The following is a 24,596-nucleotide window of genomic DNA, read 5'->3' as shown; positions in this document are numbered from 1 at the left end:
GAGCGGTCTCCGCCATGCCAGCCATACCCAGAACCCCCGGGCCCTCCGATCTTACGAATGACCGGAGCGGACCCACGTCTTGAAAGGTAGGACCGAACCATGTCCACCACCACCACCACCATCACCGCCCCCGCTCCTCGGGCCGCCCTGGTCACCGGAGGCAGCCGGGGTATCGGCGCGGCCGTCGCCCTCCGGCTCGCGGAGGCGGGGGCGGATGTCGCCATCACCTACGTACGGGACGAGGAGGCCGCACGCGCGGTCGTGGCGAAGATCGAGGAGGCGGGGCGGCGCGGGGTCGCCCTGCGCGGTGACGCGGCCGACGCCGGGGCGGCGGGGCGGGCGGTGCACGAGGCGGCGGACGCGCTCGGCCGGCTCGACGTCCTGGTCAACAACGCGGGGATCGGCGTCCTCGGCCCGATCGCGGAGCTGCCGGACGCCGAGGTCGAGCGGGTCCTCGCGGTGAACGTCCGGGCGGTGTTCCTCGCCTGCCGGGCGGCGGCGGACCGGATGGCCGACGGCGGCCGCATCGTCTCGGTCGGCAGCGCCCTGAGCCGGTACGTGGGCGGGCCCGGTTCGACGCTCTACGGCTTGAGCAAGTCCGCCCTCGTCGGGCTGACCAAGCCGCTCGCCCGGGAGCTGGGGCCGCGCGGCATCACGGTCAACCTGGTCCAGCCCGGCCCGGTGGACACCGACCTCAACCCGGCGGGCGGCCCGCTCGCCGAGGGGCAGCGGGCGGCCACCGCGCTGGGCCGATTCGGTACGGCGGAGGAGGTGGCCTCCCTGGTGGTGTATCTCGCGAGCGCGGAGGCGGGCTTCATCACCGGTACGGAGATCGTGGTGGACGGCGGCCACGCGGCCTGAGCCGCCCGGCGGCCGGAGCCCTCGGTTCCGTCGAGCTGCCCTGTTCCGGCCGCGCGCCTACGCTGGCCGGGGCGGGGCAGACGTGACCCGGGGGAAGACGTGACCGAGGCAGGCCCGACCGGAAGGACAGCGCGGACCATGGGCGACGTACCCGTTCATACGCTCAACGACTCCACCACTCTCCCGGCGGTGGGCCTCGGCACCTATCCGCTGGACGACAGGGAGGCGGAGGAGGCCGTCGCGGGAGCCCTGGACCTCGGTTACCGTCTCATCGACACGGCCCTCAACTACGGCAACGAGACCGGCACCGGCCGGGCCATCGCCCGCAGCGGTGTCCCGCGCGAGGAGATCCGGCTGACCACGAAGGTGCCGGGGCGGCACCATGGGTACGCGGAGACGCTCGCCTCGTTCGAGGAGTCACGGGCCCGCCTCGGCGTCGAGTACGTCGACCTGTATCTGATCCACTGGCCGCTCCCCCATGTCGACAGGTACGTCGACACCTGGAAGGCGATGATCCGGCTCCGCGAGGACGGTCTCGTCCGGTCCATCGGCGTCTCCAACTTCACCGCCGCCCATCTGGAGCGGCTGGAGCGGGAGACGGGGGTGCTGCCGTCGGTCAACCAGATCGAGATGCATCCGCTGCTCCCCCAGGAGGAGTTGCGGGCGGTGCACTCGGCGAAGGGGGTCCTCACGGAGGCGTGGAGCCCGCTGGCCCGGGGCCGCGAGGTGCTGGAGGACCCGTCCACGGTGGCGATCGCCGAGGACCACGGGGTGACGCCGGGGCAGGTGGTGCTGCGGTGGCACACGCAGGTCGGGGCGGTGCCGATCCCGAAGTCGGCCGATCCGGGGCGGCAGCGGGAGAACCTGGACCTGTTCGGGTTCGAGCTGACGGCCCAGGAGTTGACCACGATCGCATCGGGGCGGCAGCGGCGGTTCGGCGGCGACCCGGACACGCACGAGGAGTTCTGAGCGGCCGACGGGGCCGGTCTTGTTCTGGGCGACGGCCGTACGGACCGATCATGTTCCGGGCGGCAGCCGTACGGGCGGGTGGGCCGCCGCGATCCCTCAGTGATCGCGTGATCGCGGCGGCCCACCGGTCGTCGTGCGCTGTCAGCCGCCCGGCCCCCGGTGGCGGGCCGCCAGCGCGTCGGCGCCGCCGTCGGTGGGGGATCCGTACAGCCGCAGCCCGGAGATCCCGCCGTCCGGGTGCTGGTTGATCCGCAGGTGGGTGAAGCGCTGCTCGGCGTCGGCGGAGAACCCGTTGGCCGCGGCCGACGACCGCGGTGCGCGGGACGAGGACCGTCCACTTCACGTCCGGGGCGAGGAGGTCCTCGGGGGACGGGGAGCCCGGCGGGGAGACCGCCTCGACGGAGACCGCCTGCGGGTGGTTGCCCCGGAAGTGGGCGGTGTCCAGGACGATGCCCCGGATGGCACCGGGGGCACCGAGGCGGACCAGGGCCCAGTCGTGGTCGTCGGGGGTGAGGTCAGCGGTCGCGTTCGAGGAGGCGGCCGGTGGGCTCGGTGAGTTCGCCGTCGGCCGCGATGCGGACCCCGCGGAGCCAGCTGGAGCGCACCACTCCGTACAGGGCCTTTCCGGCGTAGGCGGTGACCTGGTTGCGGTGGAACAGCTCGGCGGGGTCGACGGTGAAGCTCGCCTCGGGGGCGAGCACCGCGAAGTCGGCGTCGCGCCCGGCCTCGATGGCTCCCTTCCGGCTCAGCCCGGCCAGCTCCGCGGGAGCGGCCGACATCCAGCGGGCGACGTCGTCGAGCGAGTGGCCGCGCCTGCGGGCTTCGGTCCAGATGGCGGGCAGGCCGAGCTGGAGGGAGGAGATACCACCCCAGGCCGAGGCGAAGTCCGGGGTCTTGAGGTCGGTGGTGCAGGGCGAGTGATCGGAGACGATGCAGTCGATGGTGCCGTCCGCGAGCCCGGCCCACAGCGCGTCCTGGTTGGCGGCCTCGCGGATGGGCGGGCAGCACTTGAACTCCGTGGCCCCGTCCGGGACTTCCTCGGCGGTGAGGGTGAGGAAGTGCGGGCAGGACTCGACGGTGACGCGGACACCATCGCGCCTGGCGGCGGCGATCAGCGGAAGGGCGTCGCTGGAGGAGAGGTGCAGCACGTGGACGCGGGCGTTCAGCCGCTTGGCGTGGGCGATGAGCCCCTCGATCGCGGTGTTCTCGGCGTCGCGCGGGCGGGAGGCGAGGAAGTCGGCGTAGGCGGGGCCGGGGCGCTGGGGGGCCTCGGCCAGATGGCGCGGGTCCTCGGCGTGGACGATGAGCAGCCCGCCGAATCCGGCGATCTCCGCCATGGAGCGGGCCAGCTGCTCCTGGTCCAGCTCGGGGAACTCCTCCACCCCGGAGGGCGAGAGGAAGCATTTGAAGCCGAAGACCCCGGCCTCGTACAGCGGGCGCAGATCCTTGACGTTGGAGGGGATCGCGCCGCCCCAGAAGCCCGTGTCGACATGGGCCTTGGGGGCCGCGACCTGCCGCTTGATCCGCAGGTGCTCGACGGTGGTGGTCGGCGGGAGGGAGTTGAGCGGCATGTCCAGGAGCGTGGTGATGCCGCCGGCCGCCGCGGCGCGGGTGGCGGTCCAGAACCCCTCCCACTCGGTGCGGCCGGGGTCGTTCACATGGACGTGGGTGTCGACCAGGCCCGGGAGGAGGACGTCGTCACCGAGGTCCTCCAGGCGGGCTCCCGCGGGCACCTCGGCGTCGTACGACAGGACCGCGTCGATGGCGCCGCCCGCGACGGCGACCGTCGCGGGGCGGGTGCCCTCGGGGGTGACGACGCGCGTCGAGCGCAGTACCAGGTTCACGTCCGGACCGGACACCCGTGCTCCTTCACTCCAGGAATTCAACGAACTGTTGAATCTGCTCAGAAGTCTTCACTCGGGAACCACCCCCGTCAAGACCTCGCCCTCCTCCGTGGAGGGCCGACGGGCAGCCGCGACGGGCCGATTGGAGATTTCCACAAAGTAAAAGTCATATTTCGGAGTGCGGAACGTAGCATGGCCCAGGAGAGGCCGCACCGCACTGCCGTGCCGACCGGCGCCACGCCGTCGGCACCGGGACAAAACCGCCCCTGACCGGCACGGACACCGAGCGGACAGCTGTGGGCCGATCGGGCGGCGCCCGGTAGGCTGCTGCCTTGCCTTCCGCTTCGAAAGGACCGTTGACGTGCCGCCGTCCCACGCCAGCACAGCCGACTCCAAGCCCTCCGGTGCCAGCGGCGGGGTGCAGTCACTCGAGCGTGCCTTCGACCTCCTGGAGCGGATGGCCGACGCCGGGGGCGAGGTCGGGCTGAGCGAGCTGTCCGCCAGCAGCGGTCTGCCCCTGCCGACCATCCACCGGCTGATGCGCACGCTCGTCCTGTGCGGATACGTCCGCCAGCAGCCCAACCGCCGCTATGCCCTCGGCCCCCGTCTGATCCGGCTGGGCGAGTCCGCCTCCCGGCTGCTCGGCACCTGGGCCCGCCCCTACCTCCAGCGGCTGGTCGAGGAGACCGGCGAGACCGCCAACATGGCGCTGCTGGACGGCGACGAGATCGTCTACGTCGCCCAGGTGCCGTCCAAGCACTCCATGCGGATGTTCACCGAGGTGGGCCGCCGGGTGCTCCCGCACTCCACCGGCGTGGGCAAGGCGCTCCTGGCCGACACCCCGGCCGACGAGGTGCGTGCGCTCCTCGCCCGGACCGGAATGCCCGCCGCCACCGAGAAGACGATCACCACGCCCGAAGGCTTCCTCGACGCGTTGGAGCAGGTGCGCCGGGCGGGGTACGCGGTGGACGACAACGAGCAGGAGATCGGGGTCCGCTGCCTGGCCGTCTCCGTGCCCGACTCCCCCACCTCGGCAGCGCTCTCCATCTCGGGCCCGGCGGGCCGGGTCACGGAGCAGGCGACGGAGCGGATCGTGCCGATCCTCCAGCAGGTCGCCAAGGAACTGTCGGACGCTCTGGCGAGCAACGGGTCGGCGGGCTGACCTCACGGGGATCCGGCCTCGGGAGTCAGACCTCCGCCGGTACGGCCAGCCGTCCGTCGTCCATCGTCACCGTGCGGTCCATCCGGTCCAGGTGGGCCAGGTCGTGCGTGACCAGCACCGTGGCGGTGGCCCGCTCCCGGGTCAGGGTGACCAGCAGGTCCAGTACGGCGGCCCCGCGCTCGTGGTCGAGGGCGCTGGTCGGCTCGTCGACGAGAAGCACCTCGGGCTCGTTCATCAGGGCGCGGGCGATGTTGATCCGCTGGCGCTGACCGCCCGAGAGCTGGTGCGGCCGTCGGTCCGCCCGGTCGGCGAGACCCACCGCGTCCAACAGCTCCAGCGCCCTGCGGCGGGCCTCCCGGGTACCCCCGCCCGCCAGATGGGCCATCACCTGGAGCTGCTCGGCGGCGGTGAGCGAGGGCAGCAGGTTGGGCTGCTGGAACACGATCCCTACGTGCTCCCGGCGCAGGGCCGCCCGCGCCGCCGGGGTGAGCGGGCCCGTCCGCGTACCGGCCACGACGACCTCGCCGGAGTCCGGGGTGACCAGGGTCGCGGCGGCGGCCAGCAGGCTGGACTTGCCCGAGCCCGACGGTCCGACGACGGCGGTGAGCGTGCCCGCCGGGACCTCCAGCGAGACCCGGTCCAGGGCGGTGAGCCGGCCCTCGCCGTCCGGGTAGGTGAGGGTCACATCGGTGAGGGTGAGCGTCATCGGGCACTCCCGAGTGCGGTGAGCGGGTCGACGGCGGTGATCCGCCGGATGGACAGGGCGGCTCCGAGGGCCCCCAGGGCGATCATGATCACGGCCGGGACCAGGACGGTGGCCGGCTCCAGCACGAACGGCACCGGCCCCCCGTCGATCAGGGTCCCGGCCCCGGCGGCGAGCGCGGTCCCGAGCCCCGTACCGATCACGAGCATCACCACGGCCTGCCCGAGCGCGTCCCGCAGGAGGTACGGGGTCGACGCGCCGAGCGCCTTCAGTACGGCGACGTCACCGCTGCGCTGGATGGTCCAGACGGTGAAGAAGGCTCCGATGACGAGGGCGGAGATGGCGAACAGGAAGCCGCGCATGAGTTGCAGCGAGCCGTTCTCGGCCTGGTAGGAGCCGATCGCTGTGAGCGAGGCGTCGAGGGAGAGCGTACGGGTGCCCGCCGCCTCGTCCCCGGCCCTCAGATCGGCGCCCGCGGTGGTGGTCAGGGCGATCACGGTGGCCTGTTCGGCGGGTCCGGCGCCGTCGTGGCCGATCTGCTGCCAGTCGTCGAGCGTCGTCCAGACGACGGGCGTGTGGCTGTACGAGGCGTCTCCCGCGACGGCGGCGACCTCACGCTCCGCCCGGCCGAGCGCGATCTTGTCGCCGGGTGCGGCGCCCAGCTCCTCGGCCGCCTTCTCGGAGAGCACGACGCGCCCGGGGGCGATGCCCGCCGGTGCGAGCGTGCCGTCCGGTTCGGCGCCGAAGGCGGAGACCGAAGCCGTACGGTCACCAGCCGTGGCATTCAGGGTCCGGATGCCCAGCGGCTGGGCGGCCCCGATCCCGGGGCGGTCGGCCCAGGCCCTCCAGTCGTCCTCGCGGACGGTCGAGTTGGTGAAGGAGACCGGCTGGTCCCCTGGCGGGGCGGCGAACGCGAGATGGTCGGCGTCGAGCCCGGTGACGGCCGAGATGTTCTCCCGGGCCAGGCCCGCGGTCAGGCCGGACAACAGGCCCACGAGCAGCGTGATCAGGACCACGACCGACCCCATGAGCGCGAACCGGCCCTTGGCGAACCGGAGGTCTCTCCATGCGACGAACATGGCTCCATCGTCGGCCGTCGGGGTCGGGGAGACATCGCACGGGGGACGGTCACCGGATCAACCTTTCGATTGACCGCGGGCGCGGGACCCGCGGCTACGCTGGACGGACCATGGACGCGCGTTCGCACACCCCCGTCACCGCAGCCCTGCGGCTCTGCCTGCACGCCCTGCTGACGGGCCTGCTGGCCCTCGTGGCGGTACGCGCGGCGGGCGGGGCCGCGCCGCACGCGGGGGCGGTGGTGGCCCTGGTCGTGGTGATGGCGGGGGTGTACGGGGCGGGGGCGGTGGCGGGGACGCGGCGCGGTGGTCCGCTCGCAGGGGCCGGGGCGCGGACCGCCGACGTACCGCCGGAGAGCCGGGCGGGAGCAGCCGTACGGCCCCGGCTCCGGGCGCACGCCGAGCCGACGCCGCCCGCAGGCGGGGCCGGGGCGCACGCCCCTGCCGTACGACCGGAAGGCCCAGCCGGGGCGCAGGCGAGCCACGCACGGCCCGGAGGCCGGCCTCACGCCGGAGCCGGGGCACGCGTCACCCCCGTACGACCGGAATGCCGGTCCGGGGATCAGGCGGAGACAGAGACCGCGAGGCCTCAGGGCCGGGTCCGGGCCGACGCCCCCTCCCTGCGCCCCGGCACCCGAAGCGCCGCCGTCTGGCTGGGCGGGCTCGGTGCGCTCTGGCTCGTGCTGCTCGTGCTCTCCCCCGATGCCCTGTGGGTGGCCTTTCCGCTCTACTTCCTCCAGCTGCACCTGCTGCCCACCCGCTGGGGTGTGGCCGCGGTCCTCGTCACCGCCGCGGCCGCGATCGTCAGCTTCGTCGCCCACCGGCAGGAGCTCGCCCCCGGCGCGTTCATCGGCCCGCTGCTCGGCGCGGCCGTCGCCATCGCCACCGTCCTCGGGTACGACGCCCTGTTCCGGGAGAGCGAGCGGCGCCGGGAGCTGATCGTGGAGCTGGTCGCCACCCGGGCGGAGCTGGCCGAGGCGGAGCGGACGGCCGGCACCCTCGCCGAGCGGGAACGCCTCGCGCGGGAGATCCACGACACCCTCGCCCAGGGCCTGTCCAGCATCCAGCTCCTGCTGCGCGCGGCCGAGCGCACACTGCCCGGGGACGCCCCGGCCACCGCGCACGTCCGCGCCGCCCGGGAGGCCGCCCAGGCCAATCTGGCCGAGGCCCGTTCGTTCGTACGGGCGCTGACGCCGCCGGACCTGGAGCACGGTTCGCTGGCGGCCGCGCTGGAGCGGCTCTGCGCCCGGACGACCGGGCCGGGGCTCACCGTGCGGTTCGCGGTCAGCGGCACGCCGGTGGAGCTGCCGACGCCGTACGAGGTGGCGCTGCTGCGGACCGCCCAGTCGGCGCTGGCCAACACCGTGCGCCATGCGGGGGCGGGCCGGGCGGAGATCACGCTGAGCTTCATGGACACCTCGGTGGCGCTGGACGTGGTGGACGACGGCCAGGGGTTCGACCCGGCGGCCGTGCCGGTGGACGAGCGGGGCGACGGCGGTTTCGGGCTGCCCGCGATGCGGTCGCGCGCCGCCACGCTGGGCGGCACGCTGAGCGTGGAGTCGGCGCCGGGCCAGGGCACGGCGCTGGCGGTCACGCTGCCGGTGGCGGGACCGGTCCTCGGTAAGGAGCGTGCCGCGTGAACGACGCCATCCGGCTGCTGCTGGCGGACGACCACCCTGTCGTACGAGCGGGGCTGCGCGCGGTGCTGGACACCGAGCCGGACTTCCGGGTCGCGGGCGAGGCGACGAGCGCCGAGGAGGCCGTGGCGCTGGCGGCGTCGGGCGGCTTCGACGTCGTCCTGATGGACCTCCAGTTCGGCCCGGGCCCCGGCATGCACGGCTCCGAGGCCACCGCGGCGATCACCGCCCTCCCCGGGGGCCCCAGGGTCCTGATCCTCACCACGTACGACTCCGACGCCGACATCCTGGCGGCGGTGGAGGCGGGGGCGAGCGGCTATCTGCTGAAGGACGCACCCCCGCAGGAGCTGGCGGCGGCGGTGCGGACGGCCGCGGCGGGGCGCTCGGCGCTGGCGCCCTCGGTGGCGCACCGGCTGATGGACCGGATGCGGACGCCCGCCGAGGCGCTGACGCGTCGGGAGCTGGAGGTGCTCCAGCTGGTCGGGGAGGGGCTGTCGAACCTGAGGATCAGCAAGGAGCTGTTCCTGAGCCAGGCCACGGTCAAGTCCCACCTGGTGCACATCTACGCGAAGCTGGGCGTCGACTCCCGTACGGCGGCGGTCGCGGCGGCGACGGCCCGCAGGCTGATCCGCCGCTGAGCCGGCCCGGCCCGCCGCCGGGCCGTGAACCGTGAGCCGTCAATCGCCCGGGCCCGCTCTCACCCGCGTGGCGGCTCCCCGAAGAGGTCCACCGCGTTGCGTACGTCGCGCAGGGCGGCGGCGAGGGCGCTGACCGAGCCGATCGACCCCGCGATCAGCAGTAAGGAGCTGCGCATACGCGGGATCTCCACGTCCCCGCCGATGGCCATGGCATCGAGTGCCGCGAGCTCTTCCTCGGCGATGGGGCGGTCGGAGAATTCGTAGGAGAGGGAGGCGAGTTCACGGCGGAGCCGGGAGACGGCCGTACGCAGTTCCCCGACCCTCGGGTCCTCGCCGCTGCCGGTGACCCGCTTCTGCCCGACGCTTCGCAACACAGCACTCCCCCTCGCACGTCCCTGTGCCGGTGTGACCCCCGAACCCCGGGCCGCGGCCAAGTACCTGGGTTCGCCCGCAAGTTAACGCCATGACAGGCAGTGCGCGCCACTCCACGGACAGAAATCAGGGTGACCCCTGAGAGTGACATGCGTGTCGCGTGTGCGAACGGCTCGGTGGTATCCAGGGCACATGGCTTCTCAAGCGAAGAGTCCCAAGGTGGCGGGCGTGCTGCTCGCCGCGGGCGGCGGCCGGCGGCTCGGTGGCCGCCCCAAGGCGCTGCTGGAGCACCACGGCCGCCCCTTGGTCGAGCACGCCCTGCGGGCGCTGCGCAACGGCGGCTGCGGCCCGCTCCATGTGGTGCTGGGGGCGGCGGCCGACGAGGTGCGCGCCCGGGCCGATCTGTCGGGCTCGGCGGTGACCGTCAATCCGGGGTGGGAGGAGGGGATGGGGTCCTCGCTCCGGCTGGGCCTGGCCGCTCTGAGCGGTGCGGGGGCGGACGCGGCGCTCGTCCTGCTGGTGGACCAGCCGGGGATCGGCGCGGAGGCGGTGGCACGGGTACGGCTGGCCTACCGGTCGCGGACGAGCCTGGTGGCCGCCTCGTACGGCGGGGAGCGCGGCCATCCGGTGCTGTTCGGGGCGCAGCTGTGGGCCGGCATCGCGGCGGGGGCGGCGGGGGACCAGGGGGCCCGGGCGTATCTGCGGGAGCACCGCGATGCGATCACGTTGGTGGAGTGTTCGGATGTGGCTGAGGCGTACGACATCGACACGGCGCAGGATCTGGGCCGTCTGGAGTGATCCCGGCGGTCCCTCACGAGCCCTCGCCAACCCTCCGTGGCCGCCCTGGCACGGTGCGCCGCCGCCGGCGCGTTTCTGTCGACCCGGAGAATCTCGACATCAACAAACCATTGAACTTCCACCATGAGGAAACTACTATCCACTGGTCAGAAGCCCTCTGAACCTCAGACGGCATCCACGGCCGCATCCCGGAGCCATGGCACGCCGTGCCGTCTCAGGCGCCCCGGCGGCCCGGAGAGGCCGCCGCCCGCTGAAGGAGTGACAGCTCATGTCCGCACCAGCGCCGTCCACGCTGGCCATCGTCGATGCCGAGCCCCTGCCCCGGCAGGACGAGGTCCTGACCGACGCGGCCCTCGCGTTCGTGGCCGAGCTGCACCGGCAGTTCACCCCGCGCCGCAATGAGCTGCTCGCCCGGCGCGGTGAGCGCCGCGCCGAGATCGCCCGCACCTCCACGCTGGACTTCCTGCCCGAGACGGCGGCGGTCCGCGCGGACGACTCCTGGAAGGTCGCCCCGGCCCCGGCCGCGCTGAACGACCGCCGGGTGGAGATCACCGGTCCGACCGACCGCAAGATGACCATCAACGCCCTGAACTCGGGCGCGAAGGTCTGGCTCGCCGACTTCGAGGACGCCTCCGCTCCCACCTGGGAGAACGTCGTCCTCGGCCAGCTCAACCTGACCGACGCCTACGAACGGCGCATCGACTTCACCGACCCGAGGTCCGGCAAGTCGTACGCGCTGAAGCCCGCCGACGAGCTGGCCACCGTCGTCATGCGGCCGCGCGGCTGGCACCTGGAGGAGCGCCACCTCCAGCTGGACGGCGTCTCGGTCCCCGGCGCGCTGGTCGACTTCGGCCTCTACTTCTTCCACAACGCCCAGCGCCTGATCGACCTCGGCAAGGGCCCGTACTTCTACCTGCCGAAGACGGAGTCGCACCTGGAGGCCCGCCTCTGGAACGACGTCTTCGTGTTCGCCCAGGACTATGTCGGCATCCCTCAGGGCACGGTCCGCGCGACCGTCCTGATCGAGACGATCACCGCCGCGTACGAGATGGAGGAGATCCTCTACGAGCTGCGCGACCACGCCGCCGGGCTGAACGCGGGCCGCTGGGACTACCTGTTCTCCATCGTCAAGAACTTCCGTGACGGCGGCGCCAAGTTCGTGCTGCCGGACCGCAACGCGGTGACCATGACCGCCCCCTTCATGCGGGCGTACACCGAACTCCTGGTCCGCACCTGCCACAAGCGCGGTGCGCACGCGATCGGCGGCATGGCGGCCTTCATCCCCTCGCGCCGGGACGCCGAGGTCAACAAGGTGGCCTTCGAGAAGGTCAAGGCCGACAAGGACCGCGAGGCGAACGACGGCTTCGACGGCTCCTGGGTCGCCCACCCGGACCTGGTCCCGATCGCCCTGGCCTCCTTCGACGCGGTCCTCGGCGAGAAGCCCCACCAGAAGGACCGGCTGCGCGAGGACGTCTCGGTGGCGGCGGGCGACCTGATCGCCATCGACACCCTCGACGCCAAGCCCACGTACGACGGTCTGCGCAACGCTGTCGCGGTCGGCATCCGCTACATCGAGGCCTGGCTGCGGGGCCTGGGCGCGGTCGCCATCTTCAACCTGATGGAGGACGCGGCCACCGCCGAGATCTCCCGCTCCCAGATCTGGCAGTGGATCAACGCGGACGTCGTCTTCGAGAACGGCGAGCACGCCACCGCCGAGCTGGCCCGCAAGGTCGCCGCCGAGGAACTGGCCGCGATCCGCGCGGAGATCGGCGAGGAGGCCTTCACCGCGGGCGCGTGGCAGCAGGCCCATGACCTGCTGCTCCAGGTCTCCCTGGACCAGGACTACGCGGACTTCCTGACTCTGCCCGCGTACGAGCAGCTGCGCTGAACCCCACCGCGTGCACGCAAGCCCCGCCCTCGGTACCGCACAGCACCGAGGGCGGGGCGGTCGCGTTTCCGGGCTCGGCGGATGCACTGTTCCGCACACTACGGAGGGGAATTGACGTGCCGACAGCTCCCTGGGCATGACGCAGCACGATGAGGGTGATCCCGGTAGCGGCGGCCGACACGACGGGGAAGCGATGACGCAGGTGGGGGCCGAGGAAGCGGCGCACCGCATCCTCCGGCAGGCCGAGCGCGCGGAGACGGAGCCGGACGCCCTGGAGTGGTTCGCCGGCCCGGAGGCCGCGCGGGCGGTGGAGGAGGTGCTCGGCTCCGTCCTCCTGCCCGACGGCAGCGCCTGGCGCCTCGGCGTACTGGCGCTCGGCTACGCCGACCTGTTCCGCTACGCCGCCCGGGGCTCGGCCGATCGGGGCGCGATCGCCGGGGCCGTGCTCCGGTTCGGCGCGCTCCACGAGGAGGACCCCGGGCAGGCGCCGCCCGTGCTGCGCCCGCTCTACGCCACGCTCGCGGGCAGTCCGGAGGGTGCCGGGAGCCCACCCGCGCTGGCGTACGACGCCGCCGTCGGACTGACGTTCGCGTTTCAGCAGGGCCGCGACCCCGAGGTCCTGCGCAGGGCCGAGACCCCTGCGGTGCCCGGCACCCGGCCGAGGAACGCTCCGTCGGGCCCCATCCGGTACTGCGCCTGCAAGTAGAGGTCGCCCGGCTGCGGGTACGCCGAGACGGCCGACCGGGAGCCGAGCCAACCCCCGACCCACAGACCGCTCTTGAGCCGCACCCTGACGAAGCAGGAACCGCGGCCCCTGAAGAGGGCGTCCCAGGCGGTCGGCGTCGGCTCATACCGCGCCCGGGCCCGCCGCCTCCCCCACGCGGCCTCCGCCCAGGCCAGCGCGGACGGGACGGCGACGATCAGCAGCAGGGCGGCGGCCCCCGCCTGGCGCGGCTGGCGCAGCACACCGGCGACGGGCCCCTCCCCTCCCCCGGCCAGCAGCCGCACCAGCCACGGCTCGGCGACCACCGCGTACGCGGTGTCGAGCAGGGCGCCCGCGGCGACGGCCCGCACGAGCCGGTTCTGCGGCTCCTGCTCGCTGGCGAGGGCGCCGCGCAGCCGCTCCCGTACCGCCTGGTAGAAGACGCCGGGCAGCACGAGGATCAGCAGGATGGTCAGCTGCTCCACCGTCCCCGGAACCATCGTGGTGCCGCACCCCCGTACGCGTAGGTCCGTGCCCGTCGCGTCGCCTGTCGCCCGTCGCGGCGCCCGTAGGCAAGGACGGCGTACGGCGGCGCCCGCGTCAGGGGATCGCCTCAGTCCGGCAAGACGATCGTGGGCTGGGCCGAGAAGTCACCCCACGTGCCGTCCGGGAGCTTGGCCCTGAGCTTGACCGAGTAACGGGTCCCGGGCGGGTCGGAGAGGTGCAGCCGGTAGGTGGCCCGGCCCTTCGGAGGTGTGCCGCCCCAGACGATGGTGGTGGTCAGCTTGCCGTTGAGATAGAGCTGGTACGCGGGGATCTCGCCGCCCGTGTCGGGCTGGTCCCAGGAGAGGTCGACGGTGAACTCGCCGCCCTCCTTGCCGATCTCGGAGCGCAGCCCGGTGGGGGCGGTGCTCGCGGGGGCGCCGGGGGCGGATTCGGTGGTGAGGTCCAGGGCGTTGCTGTGGGGCGAGGACTTGTCGGAGGCGTCCCGGGCCCGGACGGTGAAGGTGTAGACGGTCCCCGGGCGCAGGCCGGTGAGCTTCGCCGTGGTCTCGGAGGCGGGGACGCTGTGGATCCGGGAGTCCTCCTGGTAGATGTCGTACGAGGTCACGCCGACGTCGTCCGTGGACGCGCCCCAGCTGAGCCCGGCGGCCCGGCTTCCGTCGGCGGTACCGGTGAGCCCGGTGGGGGCGGTGGGGGGCTCGTCGTCCTTGGCCGGGGTGGCCTGGGTGGTGACGGGGACGGCCGCGCTGGGCTCGGAGAGGTTCCCGGCCGCGTCCTTGGAGCGGACGGTGAAGGTGTAGTCCGTCGAGGCGGTCAGCCCGTCGACGTCGATCATGGTCTTGGTCGCCGGGACGCTCTTGACCTTCTCCTCCCCTCGGTAGACCTCGTAACCGGCGACCGCCTTGTCGTCCGAGGCGGCCTCCCACATGACGTGCACCGAGGTGGAGCTGCTGGCCTGGGCGGTCACCCCGGCGGGGACGCTGGGGGGCTTCGTGTCGGCCTCGGCCGTGCCGCCGCAGCCGACGAGGAGGGGGGCGAGGAGCAGGGCGGCGGAACAGGTCAACGCGGCAGATATGTGGGGGCGTTGCACGGTGGTGCCTTCCGTCCGGAGAGCATTGGTCCAGACCTGTATGACATGGCGTGGGGGTTGCCGACAAGGGGACGGCGGGGAACCTTCCGCTATGTGGCGGTGTGTGCGCCGGGTCCGGGCGGGGAGGAGACGGGAACGGGGCCGCAGCGGCGTGGACGGGTAACGCCCTCGGCCATCCCGCCGGACAGCGGGAGCACCCCCGCCGTGCGGATGTCCGCCGCGGCGAGCCGGGACGGGAACGGCACGGCCTTCGCGGAGGCCTCGCGCACCGAGCCCTGGTGCAGGATGCTCCCGTACAGCTCGCCCCGCGCCTCGTCGGCCGCCGCGCCGTCGTCCCCGGCGAGGGCACGCGGGCAGCCGGGGACGTCCTCGGCACTGCCGTAGGACGCCCAGGGCAGGGCGTCCAGGTCGGCGCGGAGCAGGGGGTGGTCGAAGTCCACGCTCCCGATCATGGCGTCCGCCACGGACCGCGCCCGGGTCGCAGGCCCGTCGAAGGGCTGTCCCGCAATCCCTGGTGGATCAGCGCGCGGCGTCGGATGCGGTGCATCGCACGGCGGAGGGACGTCCGCATACTGGATGTACTCGGGCGTTCCGACAACGCGGCGAGGCGCCGGAGCTGTCGTCGTGCGCCCGCCGGGGAATGCGGGACAGCCCTGAGGGACGGAAGGGCCCGTCAGCTGGTGAAGAACTCCGTGATGTGCCCGGCCACCTGGTCGGCCCGGGTCACGTGCGGGTGGTGGCCGCCCGGGACCGTGATCAGCCGGCAGTCCGGGATCAGGGCCGCCATGTCGGCCTGGCGGTGCTGCTCCATCGCGCTCTCCGGGCCGCCGGTGATGATCAGCGTCGGGGCGACGATCTCCCCGAGGCCGTCGGCCGCCTCCGGCCCCGGGTCGGCGAGCCGGCCCCGTACGGCGGGTACCGCGTGCTCGTCGTAGTCCACCGGGCCCTCGGGCGCCCCGGCCGGTCCCGGGTCGCCGGGGAACGGGGCCGGCGTCTCCACCAGCACCAGCCGCTCCACCCGGTCGGAGTGCTCCTGGGCCAGCAGCCGGGCGACAGCCCCGCCCACGCCGTGGCCGACGAGCCCCACCCGGTCCAGCTCCAGTTCGTCGAGGAAGCCCGCGACGTCCTCGGCCATCAGCACGAGGTCGTACTCGTCGGGCCAGTCGCTCTCGCCGTGGCCGCGCAGGTCCAGGGCGTAGACCCGCCACTCCTGGCCCAGCAGGGCGCCGGTCGCCTCCCAGTCCCCGGCGGAACCTCCGAGGCCGTGCAGCAGCACGACAGGGGAGCCGAACGCATCGCCCCAGGCCCGGTACGCGAGGCGTACATCACCGACATCCACAACCGACCGATCTTCCATACCCCTGACGCTACAGCCGCCCGACGGCCGCCCGCTCCACAGCCCCCTCCCGGAGAACCCCGAACGCGCGCCGGCCCGGCGGGACCGTGCGGGGTCCCACCGGGCCGCGGAAGGAGCGGGGTCGGTGCACGCCGGAAGGAGCGGAGGTCAGTGCACGCCCACTCCGGCGGCCGCCGGCACCACGTGTTCGCCCTCCCGCCTCTCCTCTTCCTCCGCGTCCGGCCCCCGGCCGATGTGGTTGAAGGCGAGGTTCAGCACGATGGCCACGACACAGCCCGTCGAGATGCCGGAGTCGAGGACGACCAGCAGGCTCTCCGGGAAGGCGTGGTAGAACTGCGGCGCCGCGATCGGGATCAGGCCGATGCCGAGGGCGGCCGCCACGATCAGCGCGTTCTCGCCCTTCTCCAGGGCTGCGGTGGCCAGGGTCTGGATGCCGCTGGCCGCGACCGTGCCGAAGAGGACGATGCCCGCGCCGCCGAGCACCGGCAGCGGTACGAGGGCGATGACGGAGGCGGCGACGGGGACCAGGCCGAGCACGATGAGGATGCCGCCGCCCGCCGCGACGACGAAGCGACTGCGGATCTTCGTCATGGCGACCAGGCCGACGTTCTGCGCGAAGGCGCTGCACATGAACCCGTTGAAGATGGGGCTGATGGCACTGCCCAGGGTGTCGGCGCGCAGCCCGCCCTCGATGATCTTCTCGTCGGCCGGGCGGCCGACGATCTTCCCGAGGGCCAGCATGTCGGCGGTGGACTCGGTCATGCAGACGAGCATCACGATGCACATGGAGATGATGGCGGCGATCTCGAACTGCGGGCCGCCGAAGGCGAACGGCGTGGGGAAGCCGACCACGTCGGCGTTCTTGATGGCCTGGAAGTCGGTGATGCCGGCCGGAATGGCGATCAGCGTGCCGATCACCAGGCCGAGCAGGATCGCGATCTGCTGGAGGAAGCCGCGCAGCAGCTTGCGCAGGGCCAGCACGATCACCAGGGTCACGGCGGCCATGGTGATGTTGGTCATCGAACCGTAGTCGTCGGCCGCCGCGTTGCCGCCCTGGGACCAGTTGAAGGCGACCGGCAGGAGCGAGGCCCCGATCAGGGTGATGACGGTGCCGGTGACGACCGGTGGGAAGAAGCGGACCAGCTTGCAGAAGTACGGGGCGAGGACGAAGCCGAGGAGACTCGCGACGATGATCGCGCCGAAGATCACGGCTATCCCGTCGTGTCCCCGGTCCTTGCCTATCGCGATCATCGGGGCGACCCCGGCGAAGGAGACGCCGTTGACGAAGGGCAGCCGGGCGCCGACCTTCCAGAAGCCGATGGTCTGGAGCAGGGTGGCGATGCCCGCGGTGAAGAGGCTCGCCCCCATCAGGAAGGCGGTCTCCTTGGCGGTGAGGCCGACGGCCGGCCCCACGATGAGGGGCGGGGCCACCACGCCCGCGTACATGGCGGCCACGTGCTGGAGGCCGCTGGTGAACATCTTCAGCGGGGGGAGGGTCTCGTCGACCGGATGCTTCCGGCCCTCTGCCGCTGTCTCCGCGGCGGTGTCGTCCGTCGCGTCGGGGGCGGCTGGATCTGCGTCTTTGCGAAACCTGGGCTTAGCGGCCACGGCGGTTCCTCCGGTCGGTTACACGTCGTCGGCGACGCGGGTGTCAGGGAGGTGGTGCGTGAGTGGTGCGGTGGTGCTTGCGGCTCTCTCAGGTGGTGCAGGTCGTCCAGAGGGGGGTGCGGGGGCGCGCACTGTGGGGTGTGCGGGCAGGGCGCGTCACCGGTCCGGCGGACGCCCACCATCGGGTGCGCGTCCGCCGGACCGGCTGCCGTGGACCCCGCTCGGGCCCACGGCGGCCGGTCTCGGGCCGTCCCCCTCGACCGGCCGGTCGGGGATTCCGCCGGGATCCGGCGGTCGGGGTCGCCGGGGTCAGGCCCCGGCGGCGATCTGCGCGAGGCGGCGGGCCTCGTCGCGGGTGGTACGGGCGATGGCGTCCTCGTCCACCGTGGTGAGGTGGTTGCCCTCGACGACCGGCTTGCCGTCGACGAGGGAGAGGGTCACCGGGGCGGCCGCGCCGAAGACGAGCGCGGTCACCGGGTCGGCGATCGAGGAGTGGGCCAGGGTGTCCAGCTTCCACAGGACGAGGTCGGCGAGCTTGCCGGCCTCCAGGGAGCCGATCTGGTCGGCGCGGCCCAGGACCTGGGCTCCGCCGAAGGTCCCGAGGCGCAGGGCCTGACGGGCGTTCAGGGCGGCCTCGCGGTGGGCGCCGAGGCGGTTGATGAGCAGGGCGTTGCGCAGCTCGGTGTGGAGCTCGCCGGACTCGTTGGAGGCGGTGCCGTCCACGCCCAGGCCGACCGGCACACCGGCGGCGAGCATGTCGGGGACGCGGGCGATCCCGGCGGCGAGGCGGGCGTTGGAGGAGGGGCAGTGGGCGACGCCGGTTCCCGTACGGGCGAAGGCGGCGATGTCGGAGTCGTTCATGTGGACGCAGTGGGCCATCCAGACATCGCTGCCGAGCCAGCCGGTGGACTCGAAGTAGTCGGTCGGGCCCATCCCGAACAGCTCCTTGCAGAACTGCTCCTCCTCGACGGTCTCCGACCCGTGGGTATGCAGCCGTACACCCTTGCGGCGTGCCAACTCGGCTCCCTGGCGCATCAGTTCGGTGGAGACCGAGAACGGCGAGCAGGGGGCGACGGCGACCTGGGTCATGGCGTCGAAGGAGGCGTCGTGGTGGGCGTCGACGGTGGCCTCGGTGGCGGCGAGCGCGCCTTCGAGGGTCTCGACGGCGAAGTCCGGGGGCAGGCCGCCGTCCTTCTCGCTGCGGTCCATGGAGCCCCGGGCGAGGGTGAACCGTACGCCCATCTCGCGGGCGGCCCCGATGATGGCCCCGGAGAGGTCGCCGGAGTCCTTCGGGAAGACGTAGTGGTGGTCCATGGCGGTGGTGACACCGCCGCGGGCCATCATGGCGAGCGAGCCCTGCGCGGCGGCACGGGCCATCGGCTCGTCGATGCGCGCCCAGGTCGGGTAGAGGGCGACCAGCCAGTTGAAGAGGTTGTGGTCGGTGGCCAGGCCCCGGGTGATCCACTGGTAGAAGTGGTGGTGGGTGTTGACCAGGCCGGGAGTGGCCAGGTGCCCGGTGGCGTCGATCCGCCGGACGACCCCGGTCAGCCCCTCCGGCGCCTTGCCGGCGCCGACGGACTCGATGCGGTTGTCCGCCACGACGATGTAGCCGGAGGCGTACTCCGTGTCGTGGGCGTCGACGGTGGCGATCGAACAGTTCTCGATGACGATGCGCTGAGGGTCTGCCGAAGCTGCCATGGCGCTTCCTTCTTCTCTCTGTGGCGATGTGGGCACGGCAGGACCCTAGGGGGATTTGAGTGCCACAGCGGGGCGGCTGTGGGTGCCGAGATGGTGGAAGAAAAGGTTGAGCACGACCGCGACCAGCGCTCCCGCGCTGATTGCGGAGCCGAGGACGGCCTGTGCCCGGGCCGGGAATCCGGCGTAGGAGGCGGCGTTGACGAAGGGGAGGCGGTTCCCGGCGAACGTGCCGATGCCGATGGTCCGGCGGAGGGTGGCGGGTCCGGCGATCAGGAGACCCGCGGCGATGAGCCGGGTCGTTCCGGCGGTGTCCAGGCCGACGGCCTGGCCGATGGCCAGCGGAGGGGTGACGACGACGCCCGCGTACGTGGCGGCGATGCGCTGGAGGGCCGCGGGGACGGACCGCGCGGCGGGGAGCTTCTCGTCGGCCGGGTGGACTGCCGCTGCGGTGAAGGGTTTCGGGGCTTCGGCCGACCTCGTTGCAGGCTGTGCCATGGGTGTTTCCTCCGGGATGACCCGCCCCCGCCCGACTGCGGGCGGGCGGGGGCGGGTTCAGTGCCGCGTCAGAGGTTGGTCATGTCGACCGGGATCTTCGGCTCGACGCCGTCCCGGAGCACGGTGGCCTCGATCAGACCGTAGGGCCGGTCCGCCGCGAAGTAGACAGCACCATCGGCGGTGTCGTTCTTGAGGCCGAACGGTTCGAGGTCCACCAGGAAGTGGTGGTTGTTCGGGAGCGAGAAGCGGATCTCGTCGATCTCGCTGCGGCTGTTGATGATCCGCGAGCCCATCTGGTACAGGGTCTGCTGGAGGGAGAGCGAGTAGGTCTCGGCGAAGGCCTGGAGCATGTGCTTGCGCGCCTGCTCGTAGGACTTCTCCCAGTTCGGCATGGGCTGCTCGTCGCTGGTCCAGTTGTACCGCCAGCGGGCGGAGACGTCGGTCGCCAGGATGCGGTCGTACGCCTCCTTGAGCGTCGTGTACTTGTCCTTGACGTAGCCCCAGAACTCGGAGTTGGTCGAGTTCATCACCGTCAGGTCCTTGAGGCCCGAGATGACCTCCCAGCTCTCGCCGTCGTAGGTGATCTGGGTGACGCGGGTCTCCTGGCCCTTGCGGGCGAAGGAGTGCTTGACCTCGTCGGCACCGATGAACTTCGAGTTGCCGTCGGAGGTCGCGATGCGCTCCCAGGCGTATTCCTCGATCCGGATCCGGGCCCGGTGGATCGGCTCCTGCGAGGAGACGAAGTGGCGGGCGAGGTGGATGCCGAACTGCTCGGCGGACTTGATCCCGTGCTCCTTGGCGAACGCGTACACCGTGTTCTTGGTGGTGTCGGTCGGCAGGACGTTGGCGTTGGAGCCGGAGTAGTGGACGTCGTCCATGTCGCCGGAGAGGGCGACCGAGACGTTGAGGTCCTTGATGTGGTGGGTGTCGCCGTCCCGCGTGATCTTCACGACGCGGTTCTCTGCTTTGCCGTACTGGTTCTGGCCGAGAATCGTGGGCATGTCGGTGCTAGCTCCCTCGGTAAACGGAGTAGCCGAACGGGTTGAGCAGCAGCGGTACGTGATAGTGCTCGCCCGGCACGACCGCGAAGGCGATCGTCACTTCCGGGAAGAACGCGCCGCTGTCCCTTACGCGGGGGGCGTCCTGCTGCGCCTCGGCTTGCTTCTTGGAAAAGTACGTCTCGGTGTCGAATACGAGACGCACATGGCTTGTTCCCTCCGGCAGTGCCGGCAGGTCCTTGCAGCGCCCGTCCGCATCGGTCGCGGAGGCCCCGAGCGTCACGTACGGCGCGTCGCTGCCGCTGCGGGCGGCGAGCGAGACGGCGACGGACGCGGCGGGGCGGCCGATGCTGGTGTCCAGGATGTGCGTGGACACCGATGCGGTCGTGTCGGTACTCAAGACCGTCACTCTCCTTGATCTCAAGAGTCCTGTGCGGGAGCTTCCCCCGCGAGGGTCTCCCGTACGAGACGGGTCAGCCGGATGCGGTTGATCTTGCCCAGTTCGGTGCGCACGATCTCCCGCTCCTGCTCGGGCGGGTTCCCGATCCGGGATCTCACCGCGTCGCGCATCTGCTCACCGGTGGCCCCGGTGGCGCAGATCAGGAAGACATGTCCGAACCGCTCCTGGTAGGCCAGGTTCAGTTCGAGCATCTCGGTCTTGAGCTCCTCGGAGGCACCGGCCATCCCCCGCTGCTCGCGGGCGGAGGTCGGGTCACCGGGCTTCGGGCGGCCGATCGGCGGGTGTCCTGCCATCGCCTGGGCCAGGTCCGCCTCGGTCAGCTCCGCCATGGCGGCGTCGCTCGCGGCGAGCAGGGCTTCCTCGGTGGCGTACGGACGACCGGCGAGGACGGTCTCCCCCCAGGCCGCGCTGGCACAGACCTCGTGCAGTGCGGGGGCGGCCTCGCCGTCCGCCAGGGTGTTGAACCGGGTGAGGCCCGGTGTGGAGCTCGAAGTCACGGGAGCCTCCGTGGCTGCTTTTCGCTGTGCGTTGTTCGGGCTGCGGATAGCTAACGCCCTCCACAACACGACGTCAACACTTTGTTGAAATCTCGCGAACGAAGAAAGCCGCCGTCCCGGCATGCGGACAGCGGCTTTCCGGTGCGTTCGGCCACCTACTCAACCCTTGGGCGAATGATCCCGGTTCAGGTAGTTGTACACGGTGAACCGGGAGACACCCAGGGCGCCGGCCACGGTCTCCACTCCATGCCGTACGGAGAAGGCGCCGCGTGCCTCCAGGGCCCGGACCACGGACTGCTTGGCCTTGCGGTCCAGATCGGCCAGCGGCATCCCGTGCCGTCTCTCCAGCGCGGCGAGGATGCGGTCGAGCGAGTCGGAGAGCTGGGGCAGGCGTACGGCTACGACGTCCCGGCCCTCCCAGGCGAGCACGACATCGTCGGGCTGGGCCTGCTCGGGACCGAGCAGCTCGGCACCCATCGCGTCGACGAGCGGCTTGACCGCCGACACGAAGGGGTGGTCGGTGGCGAGCGGGGGGTGATCGCCGGAAGCCGGGGGAGTACCGGCAGCGGCGGCCCGGGAGCCGCCGGAGGGCGAGTCGACCGGGGGGCGGTCGGCGGACGCGGTCACCGGACCTCCTCCCCGATCACGTTGACCTGGAGCGAGACCCGGGTGGCGCCCGAGGCCAGGGCCCGGCGCAGCAGGGAGTCCACGGCGGTGAGCACCTGGTCCGCGCCTCCTTCCGCCGTGTTGCCGAACGGGCCGACGTCCACGGCGTCGAGTTCGGCGCCCTGGATGACCTCGCGGGCCACCACCGCGTGTGCGGGCGCCTCGTCGAGATCGAAGGGCTCGGTGGTGAATTCCACCCTCAAGCGCACTGTGCCTCCCTGATGTCCTCGCCGCGGGTGCGGGTGCGCGGCTCGGCCATGACTGTATCCGCGGCCGGAGACCGGCCCGCGAAGGACCGGGGGCGCATCCCGGCCCAGGCCGACGTGACGGTCCCGGGGTGCCGGAGCGCAGGGACGCCGTTCGAGGACAAGGCCCCGGGCGGCCGGGAAACGGCTCCAGGGCCGGGAGGCCGGGCTCGGGCGGGGTCGAAGGCGGCCTCCGCCCCGCTCCCGTAAGCCCGGCTCCACCCGCCGTCACCGATTCCGCACGCCCCCGACCGGGGCGAATTTCGCGGTGCCCCCTTGACAGCCCCACCACCGCACAGGCAATCTTCCGTTAAGCAGAAACTAACTTCCGCAATACGGAAGGAGCGCCGAAACCCTCATGGGATACCCGGACCAGCGCTTCGATGTGAACCTTTCGATCCTCTTCACCGAACTCCCGCTCCTGGAGCGTCCCGCGGCAGCCGCCGCGGCGGGCTTCACGGCGGTCGAGCTGTGGTGGCCCTGGATCGAGACCCCCACCCCGCCCCAGGCGGAGCTCGACGCCCTCAAGAAGGCGCTCGACGACGCAGGCACCCGGCTGGTGGGGCTGAACTTCTACGCCGGACAGCTGCCCGGCCCCGACCGCGGCGCGCTCTCCGTTCCCGGTGAGGAGTCCGACCGCTTCCGCGCCAACATCGAGGTGGCCGCCGACTTCGCCGCCTCGGTCGGCTGCGGGGCGCTCAACGCGCTGTACGGCAACCGGGTCGAGGGCGCGGACCCGCAGGTGCAGGACGCGCTCGCCCTGGAGAACCTGGTGCTGGCCGCCCGCGCGGCGGACCGGATCGGCGCGATCCTCCTGGTCGAGACCCTCAACAAGCCGGAGTCGCCGCTCTATCCGCTGGTCAGCGCACCGGCGGCGATCGAGGTCGTCGACAGGGTCAACGCGGCGACGGGACTGGGGAACGCCAAGTTCCTGCTGGACCTGTACCACCTGTCGATGAACGGCGAGGACCTGAGCCAGGTCATCAAGGCGTACGCGGCCAAGACCGGCCACGTCCAGATCGCCGACAACCCGGGGCGCGGCGCGCCGGGCACCGGCACCCTCCCGCTGGAGCGGCTGCTCGACGAGCTGAAGGACGCCGGTTACGCGGGCTGGGTCGGCCTGGAGTACAAGCCGGGCGACCGGCCGAGCGCGGACTCCTTCGACTGGCTCCCGGCCTCGGCCCGAGCGGCCCGCTGACCGGCCGCGGGCGGGCCGGGCGGACCTGAGGGTCGCGCCCAACCCCCTTACGTACACACGTTTTTCAGGAAGGCACCCTCATGAGCAACAACCTCCCCAAGGTCGCCTGGATCGGTCTCGGCATCATGGGCTCCCCCATGTCGGAGAACCTGATCAAGGCCGGTTACTCCGTCACCGGATACACCCTGGAGCAGGACAAGATCGACCGGCTGGTCGCGGCCGGCGGAACCGGTGCCTCCTCGATCGCGGACGCGGTCGGGGACGCGGATGTCGTCATCACGATGGTGCCCGCTTCCCCGCAGGTCGAGGCCATCGCGTACGGCCCCGACGGCATCCTGGAGAACGCGAAGCGCGGGGCGCTGCTGGTGGACATGTCCTCCATCACCCCGCAGACCTCGGTGGACCTCGCGAAGAACGCGGCCGAGAAGGGCATCCGGGTCCTGGACGCGCCGGTCTCGGGCGGCGAGGCCGGGGCCATCGAGGCGGTGCTCTCCATCATGGTCGGCGGTGAGCAGGCGGACTTCGACGCCGCGAAGCCGCTCCTGGAGGCGCTCGGCAAGACGATCGTGCTCTGCGGTCCGCACGGCTCCGGCCAGACGGTGAAGGCCGCCAACCAGCTGATCGTCGCGGTCAACATCCAGGCGTGCGCCGAGGCCGTGGTCTTCCTGGAGAAGTCCGGGGTGGACCTCACCGCCGCGCTGGACGTCCTCAACGGCGGACTGGCCGGCTCGACGGTGCTGACCCGCAAGAAGGACAACTTCCTGAAGCGGGACTTCGCCCCCGGCTTCCGGATCGACCTGCACCACAAGGACATGGGCATCGTGACCGACGCCGCCCGCAACGTCGGCGCGGCCCTGCCCGTCGGCGGCGTGGTCGCCCAGTTGGTCGCCTCGCTGCGCGCCCAGGGCGACGGCGGGCTGGACCACTCGGCGCTGCTGCGCTCGGTCGAGCGGCTCTCCGGCTCCCAGGTCTGACCCCTCCCCGGGCGCCGCGAGGCGCCCCGGGCCGCACGGCGGGGCCCCCGATCTCCCGGCCGCGGTGGCGCTGCCACCCGTCCCGTCTCGCCCCGGGGCTTCCACGGCACGGAACCAAACCACCCGACTTCCACAAAATGTTTGCGCTTCCTCCC

The 24,596-nt window shown here is 72.3% G+C and carries 25 protein-coding genes and 2 pseudogenes; 10 read left to right on the top strand and 17 right to left on the bottom strand.

Features of this window, described 5'->3' with window-relative positions:
* Positions 1–99 precede the first annotated feature (99 nt).
* Entirely contained in the window at positions 100–861 is a 762-nt protein-coding gene (locus tag AC0682_RS30490; protein ID WP_478536424.1) for an SDR family NAD(P)-dependent oxidoreductase, read from the top strand.
* 138 nt (positions 862–999) lie between these two features.
* Complete coding sequence (locus tag AC0682_RS30485; protein WP_478536423.1) at positions 1,000–1,830, top strand: aldo/keto reductase; 831 nt, start codon at positions 1,000–1,002, stop codon at positions 1,828–1,830.
* Positions 1,831–2,031: 201 nt separating this feature from the next.
* Here AC0682_RS30485 and AC0682_RS30480 read toward each other — a convergent pair.
* Positions 2,032–2,341, bottom strand: a pseudogene (locus AC0682_RS30480) (allantoicase); the annotation flags it as partial.
* Between the two features lie 4 nt (positions 2,342–2,345).
* Positions 2,346–3,689, bottom strand: a complete 1,344-nt coding sequence (gene allB / locus AC0682_RS30475) for an allantoinase AllB (RefSeq protein ID WP_478536422.1) — start codon at positions 3,687–3,689, stop codon at positions 2,346–2,348.
* A 346-nt stretch (positions 3,690–4,035) separates the two neighbouring features.
* Here allB and AC0682_RS30470 point away from each other — a divergent pair, with 346 nt between their 5' ends.
* Complete coding sequence (locus AC0682_RS30470) at positions 4,036–4,836, top strand: IclR family transcriptional regulator (protein ID WP_478536421.1); 801 nt, start codon at positions 4,036–4,038, stop codon at positions 4,834–4,836.
* A 25-nt stretch (positions 4,837–4,861) separates the two neighbouring features.
* Here the strand turns inward: AC0682_RS30470 and AC0682_RS30465 are convergent, their stop codons facing one another.
* Positions 4,862–5,542 (bottom strand): ABC transporter ATP-binding protein, encoded by a 681-nt coding sequence (locus AC0682_RS30465; RefSeq protein ID WP_478536419.1) that lies wholly within the window; start codon positions 5,540–5,542, stop codon positions 4,862–4,864.
* Positions 5,539–6,618, bottom strand: a complete 1,080-nt coding sequence (locus tag AC0682_RS30460) for an ABC transporter permease (RefSeq protein WP_478536417.1) — start codon at positions 6,616–6,618, stop codon at positions 5,539–5,541. Before AC0682_RS30460 ends, AC0682_RS30465 begins: the two co-directional genes overlap by 4 nt.
* Before the next feature lie 110 nt (positions 6,619–6,728).
* Here AC0682_RS30460 and AC0682_RS30455 point away from each other — a divergent pair, with 110 nt between their 5' ends.
* Together AC0682_RS30455 and AC0682_RS30450 are read left to right on the top strand one after the other, a co-directional pair.
* Positions 6,729–8,255, top strand: a complete 1,527-nt coding sequence (locus tag AC0682_RS30455) for a sensor histidine kinase (protein WP_478536415.1) — start codon at positions 6,729–6,731, stop codon at positions 8,253–8,255.
* The gene (locus tag AC0682_RS30450) at positions 8,252–8,890 is read left to right on the top strand and encodes a response regulator (protein ID WP_478536413.1); all 639 of its coding nucleotides are present in this window, start codon (positions 8,252–8,254) and stop codon (positions 8,888–8,890) included. The genes AC0682_RS30455 and AC0682_RS30450 overlap by 4 nt, the downstream gene beginning before the upstream one ends.
* 59 nt (positions 8,891–8,949) lie before the next feature.
* On the opposite strand, the gene AC0682_RS30445 is transcribed toward AC0682_RS30450, so the two are convergent.
* Positions 8,950–9,264: a DUF5955 family protein gene (locus tag AC0682_RS30445; protein WP_478536411.1), complete on the bottom strand. Its 315-nt coding sequence runs from the start codon at positions 9,262–9,264 to the stop codon at positions 8,950–8,952.
* 190 nt (positions 9,265–9,454) lie between these two features.
* Between AC0682_RS30445 and AC0682_RS30440 the strand changes: the two genes are divergently transcribed.
* From AC0682_RS30440 to AC0682_RS30430, 3 genes are all read left to right on the top strand, one after another.
* Positions 9,455–10,060 (top strand): nucleotidyltransferase family protein, encoded by a 606-nt coding sequence (locus tag AC0682_RS30440; protein WP_478536409.1) that lies wholly within the window; start codon positions 9,455–9,457, stop codon positions 10,058–10,060.
* Positions 10,061–10,328: 268 nt separating this feature from the next.
* Positions 10,329–11,948, top strand: coding sequence for a malate synthase A (gene aceB / locus AC0682_RS30435; RefSeq protein WP_478536408.1), 1,620 nt, complete (start codon positions 10,329–10,331; stop codon positions 11,946–11,948).
* A 136-nt stretch (positions 11,949–12,084) separates the two neighbouring features.
* A complete protein-coding gene (locus AC0682_RS30430) occupies positions 12,085–12,654 on the top strand; it encodes a hypothetical protein (protein WP_478536406.1) in 570 nt (189 codons plus the stop codon).
* Here AC0682_RS30430 and AC0682_RS30425 read toward each other — a convergent pair.
* The 12 genes and pseudogenes from AC0682_RS30425 to AC0682_RS30370 form a co-directional block, all read right to left on the bottom strand.
* On the bottom strand, positions 12,543–13,136 hold the full coding sequence (locus tag AC0682_RS30425; protein WP_478536405.1) for a DUF6338 family protein: 594 nt from the start codon (positions 13,134–13,136) through the stop codon (positions 12,543–12,545). The two genes, AC0682_RS30430 and AC0682_RS30425, sit on opposite strands and share 112 nt — an antisense overlap.
* A 128-nt stretch (positions 13,137–13,264) precedes the next feature.
* Entirely contained in the window at positions 13,265–14,218 is a 954-nt protein-coding gene (locus tag AC0682_RS30420; protein WP_478536425.1) for a fibronectin type III domain-containing protein, read from the bottom strand.
* Between the two features lie 116 nt (positions 14,219–14,334).
* Positions 14,335–14,709 (bottom strand): hypothetical protein, encoded by a 375-nt coding sequence (locus AC0682_RS30415; RefSeq protein WP_478536404.1) that lies wholly within the window; start codon positions 14,707–14,709, stop codon positions 14,335–14,337.
* A gap of 209 nt (positions 14,710–14,918) precedes the next feature.
* Positions 14,919–15,602 (bottom strand): alpha/beta fold hydrolase, encoded by a 684-nt coding sequence (locus AC0682_RS30410; RefSeq protein WP_478536403.1) that lies wholly within the window; start codon positions 15,600–15,602, stop codon positions 14,919–14,921.
* A gap of 147 nt (positions 15,603–15,749) precedes the next feature.
* Positions 15,750–17,210 (bottom strand): nucleobase:cation symporter-2 family protein, encoded by a 1,461-nt coding sequence (locus tag AC0682_RS30405; protein ID WP_478536402.1) that lies wholly within the window; start codon positions 17,208–17,210, stop codon positions 15,750–15,752.
* A 309-nt stretch (positions 17,211–17,519) separates the two neighbouring features.
* Complete coding sequence (locus AC0682_RS30400; RefSeq protein WP_254811405.1) at positions 17,520–18,908, bottom strand: 8-oxoguanine deaminase; 1,389 nt, start codon at positions 18,906–18,908, stop codon at positions 17,520–17,522.
* A 177-nt stretch (positions 18,909–19,085) separates the two neighbouring features.
* Positions 19,086–19,403: pseudogene (locus AC0682_RS30395) on the bottom strand (purine permease); the annotation flags it as partial.
* Between the two features lie 68 nt (positions 19,404–19,471).
* Positions 19,472–20,404, bottom strand: a complete 933-nt coding sequence (gene pucL, locus AC0682_RS30390) for a factor-independent urate hydroxylase (protein WP_254811407.1) — start codon at positions 20,402–20,404, stop codon at positions 19,472–19,474.
* Positions 20,405–20,411: 7 nt separating this feature from the next.
* Positions 20,412–20,801, bottom strand: coding sequence for a hydroxyisourate hydrolase (uraH, locus tag AC0682_RS30385; protein WP_254811408.1), 390 nt, complete (start codon positions 20,799–20,801; stop codon positions 20,412–20,414).
* A 20-nt stretch (positions 20,802–20,821) separates the two neighbouring features.
* The gene (uraD, locus tag AC0682_RS30380; RefSeq protein WP_478536400.1) at positions 20,822–21,358 is read right to left on the bottom strand and encodes a 2-oxo-4-hydroxy-4-carboxy-5-ureidoimidazoline decarboxylase; all 537 of its coding nucleotides are present in this window, start codon (positions 21,356–21,358) and stop codon (positions 20,822–20,824) included.
* Positions 21,359–21,517: 159 nt separating this feature from the next.
* Complete coding sequence (locus AC0682_RS30375) at positions 21,518–21,985, bottom strand: helix-turn-helix domain-containing protein (RefSeq protein ID WP_478536399.1); 468 nt, start codon at positions 21,983–21,985, stop codon at positions 21,518–21,520.
* Positions 21,982–22,233, bottom strand: coding sequence for a YkoF family thiamine-binding protein (locus AC0682_RS30370; RefSeq protein ID WP_478536398.1), 252 nt, complete (start codon positions 22,231–22,233; stop codon positions 21,982–21,984). The genes AC0682_RS30375 and AC0682_RS30370 overlap by 4 nt, the downstream gene beginning before the upstream one ends.
* A 394-nt stretch (positions 22,234–22,627) precedes the next feature.
* Here AC0682_RS30370 and AC0682_RS30365 point away from each other — a divergent pair, with 394 nt between their 5' ends.
* Positions 22,628–23,467: a TIM barrel protein gene (locus AC0682_RS30365; RefSeq protein ID WP_478536397.1), complete on the top strand. Its 840-nt coding sequence runs from the start codon at positions 22,628–22,630 to the stop codon at positions 23,465–23,467.
* 80 nt (positions 23,468–23,547) lie between these two features.
* A complete protein-coding gene (locus AC0682_RS30360; RefSeq protein ID WP_006128572.1) occupies positions 23,548–24,441 on the top strand; it encodes a 2-hydroxy-3-oxopropionate reductase in 894 nt (297 codons plus the stop codon).
* The last annotated feature ends 155 nt before the right edge of the window (positions 24,442–24,596 follow it).

Source organism: Streptomyces sp. NPDC043746 (assembly GCF_056436485.1).
This window is presented reverse-complemented; position numbering and strand designations above follow the sequence as displayed.

Bases quoted from the DNA above. Each gene is read 5' to 3' on its own strand.
- AC0682_RS30465 (WP_478536419.1), bottom strand. From the start codon at position 5,542: ATGACGCTCACCCTCACCGATGTGACCCTCACCTACCCGGACGGCGAG.
- pucL (WP_254811407.1), bottom strand. From the start codon at position 20,404: ATGCCCACGATTCTCGGCCAGAACCAGTACGGCAAAGCAGAGAACCGC.
- AC0682_RS30410 (WP_478536403.1), bottom strand. From the start codon at position 15,602: ATGGAAGATCGGTCGGTTGTGGATGTCGGTGATGTACGCCTCGCGTAC.
- AC0682_RS30365 (WP_478536397.1), top strand. From the start codon at position 22,628: ATGGGATACCCGGACCAGCGCTTCGATGTGAACCTTTCGATCCTCTTC.
- AC0682_RS30485 (WP_478536423.1), top strand. From the start codon at position 1,000: ATGGGCGACGTACCCGTTCATACGCTCAACGACTCCACCACTCTCCCG.
- AC0682_RS30460 (WP_478536417.1), bottom strand. From the start codon at position 6,618: ATGTTCGTCGCATGGAGAGACCTCCGGTTCGCCAAGGGCCGGTTCGCG.
- AC0682_RS30440 (WP_478536409.1), top strand. From the start codon at position 9,455: ATGGCTTCTCAAGCGAAGAGTCCCAAGGTGGCGGGCGTGCTGCTCGCC.
- AC0682_RS30490 (WP_478536424.1), top strand. From the start codon at position 100: ATGTCCACCACCACCACCACCATCACCGCCCCCGCTCCTCGGGCCGCC.
- AC0682_RS30430 (WP_478536406.1), top strand. From the start codon at position 12,085: ATGACGCAGCACGATGAGGGTGATCCCGGTAGCGGCGGCCGACACGAC.
- AC0682_RS30360 (WP_006128572.1), top strand. From the start codon at position 23,548: ATGAGCAACAACCTCCCCAAGGTCGCCTGGATCGGTCTCGGCATCATG.
- aceB (WP_478536408.1), top strand. From the start codon at position 10,329: ATGTCCGCACCAGCGCCGTCCACGCTGGCCATCGTCGATGCCGAGCCC.
- AC0682_RS30455 (WP_478536415.1), top strand. From the start codon at position 6,729: ATGGACGCGCGTTCGCACACCCCCGTCACCGCAGCCCTGCGGCTCTGC.
- AC0682_RS30400 (WP_254811405.1), bottom strand. From the start codon at position 18,908: ATGGCAGCTTCGGCAGACCCTCAGCGCATCGTCATCGAGAACTGTTCG.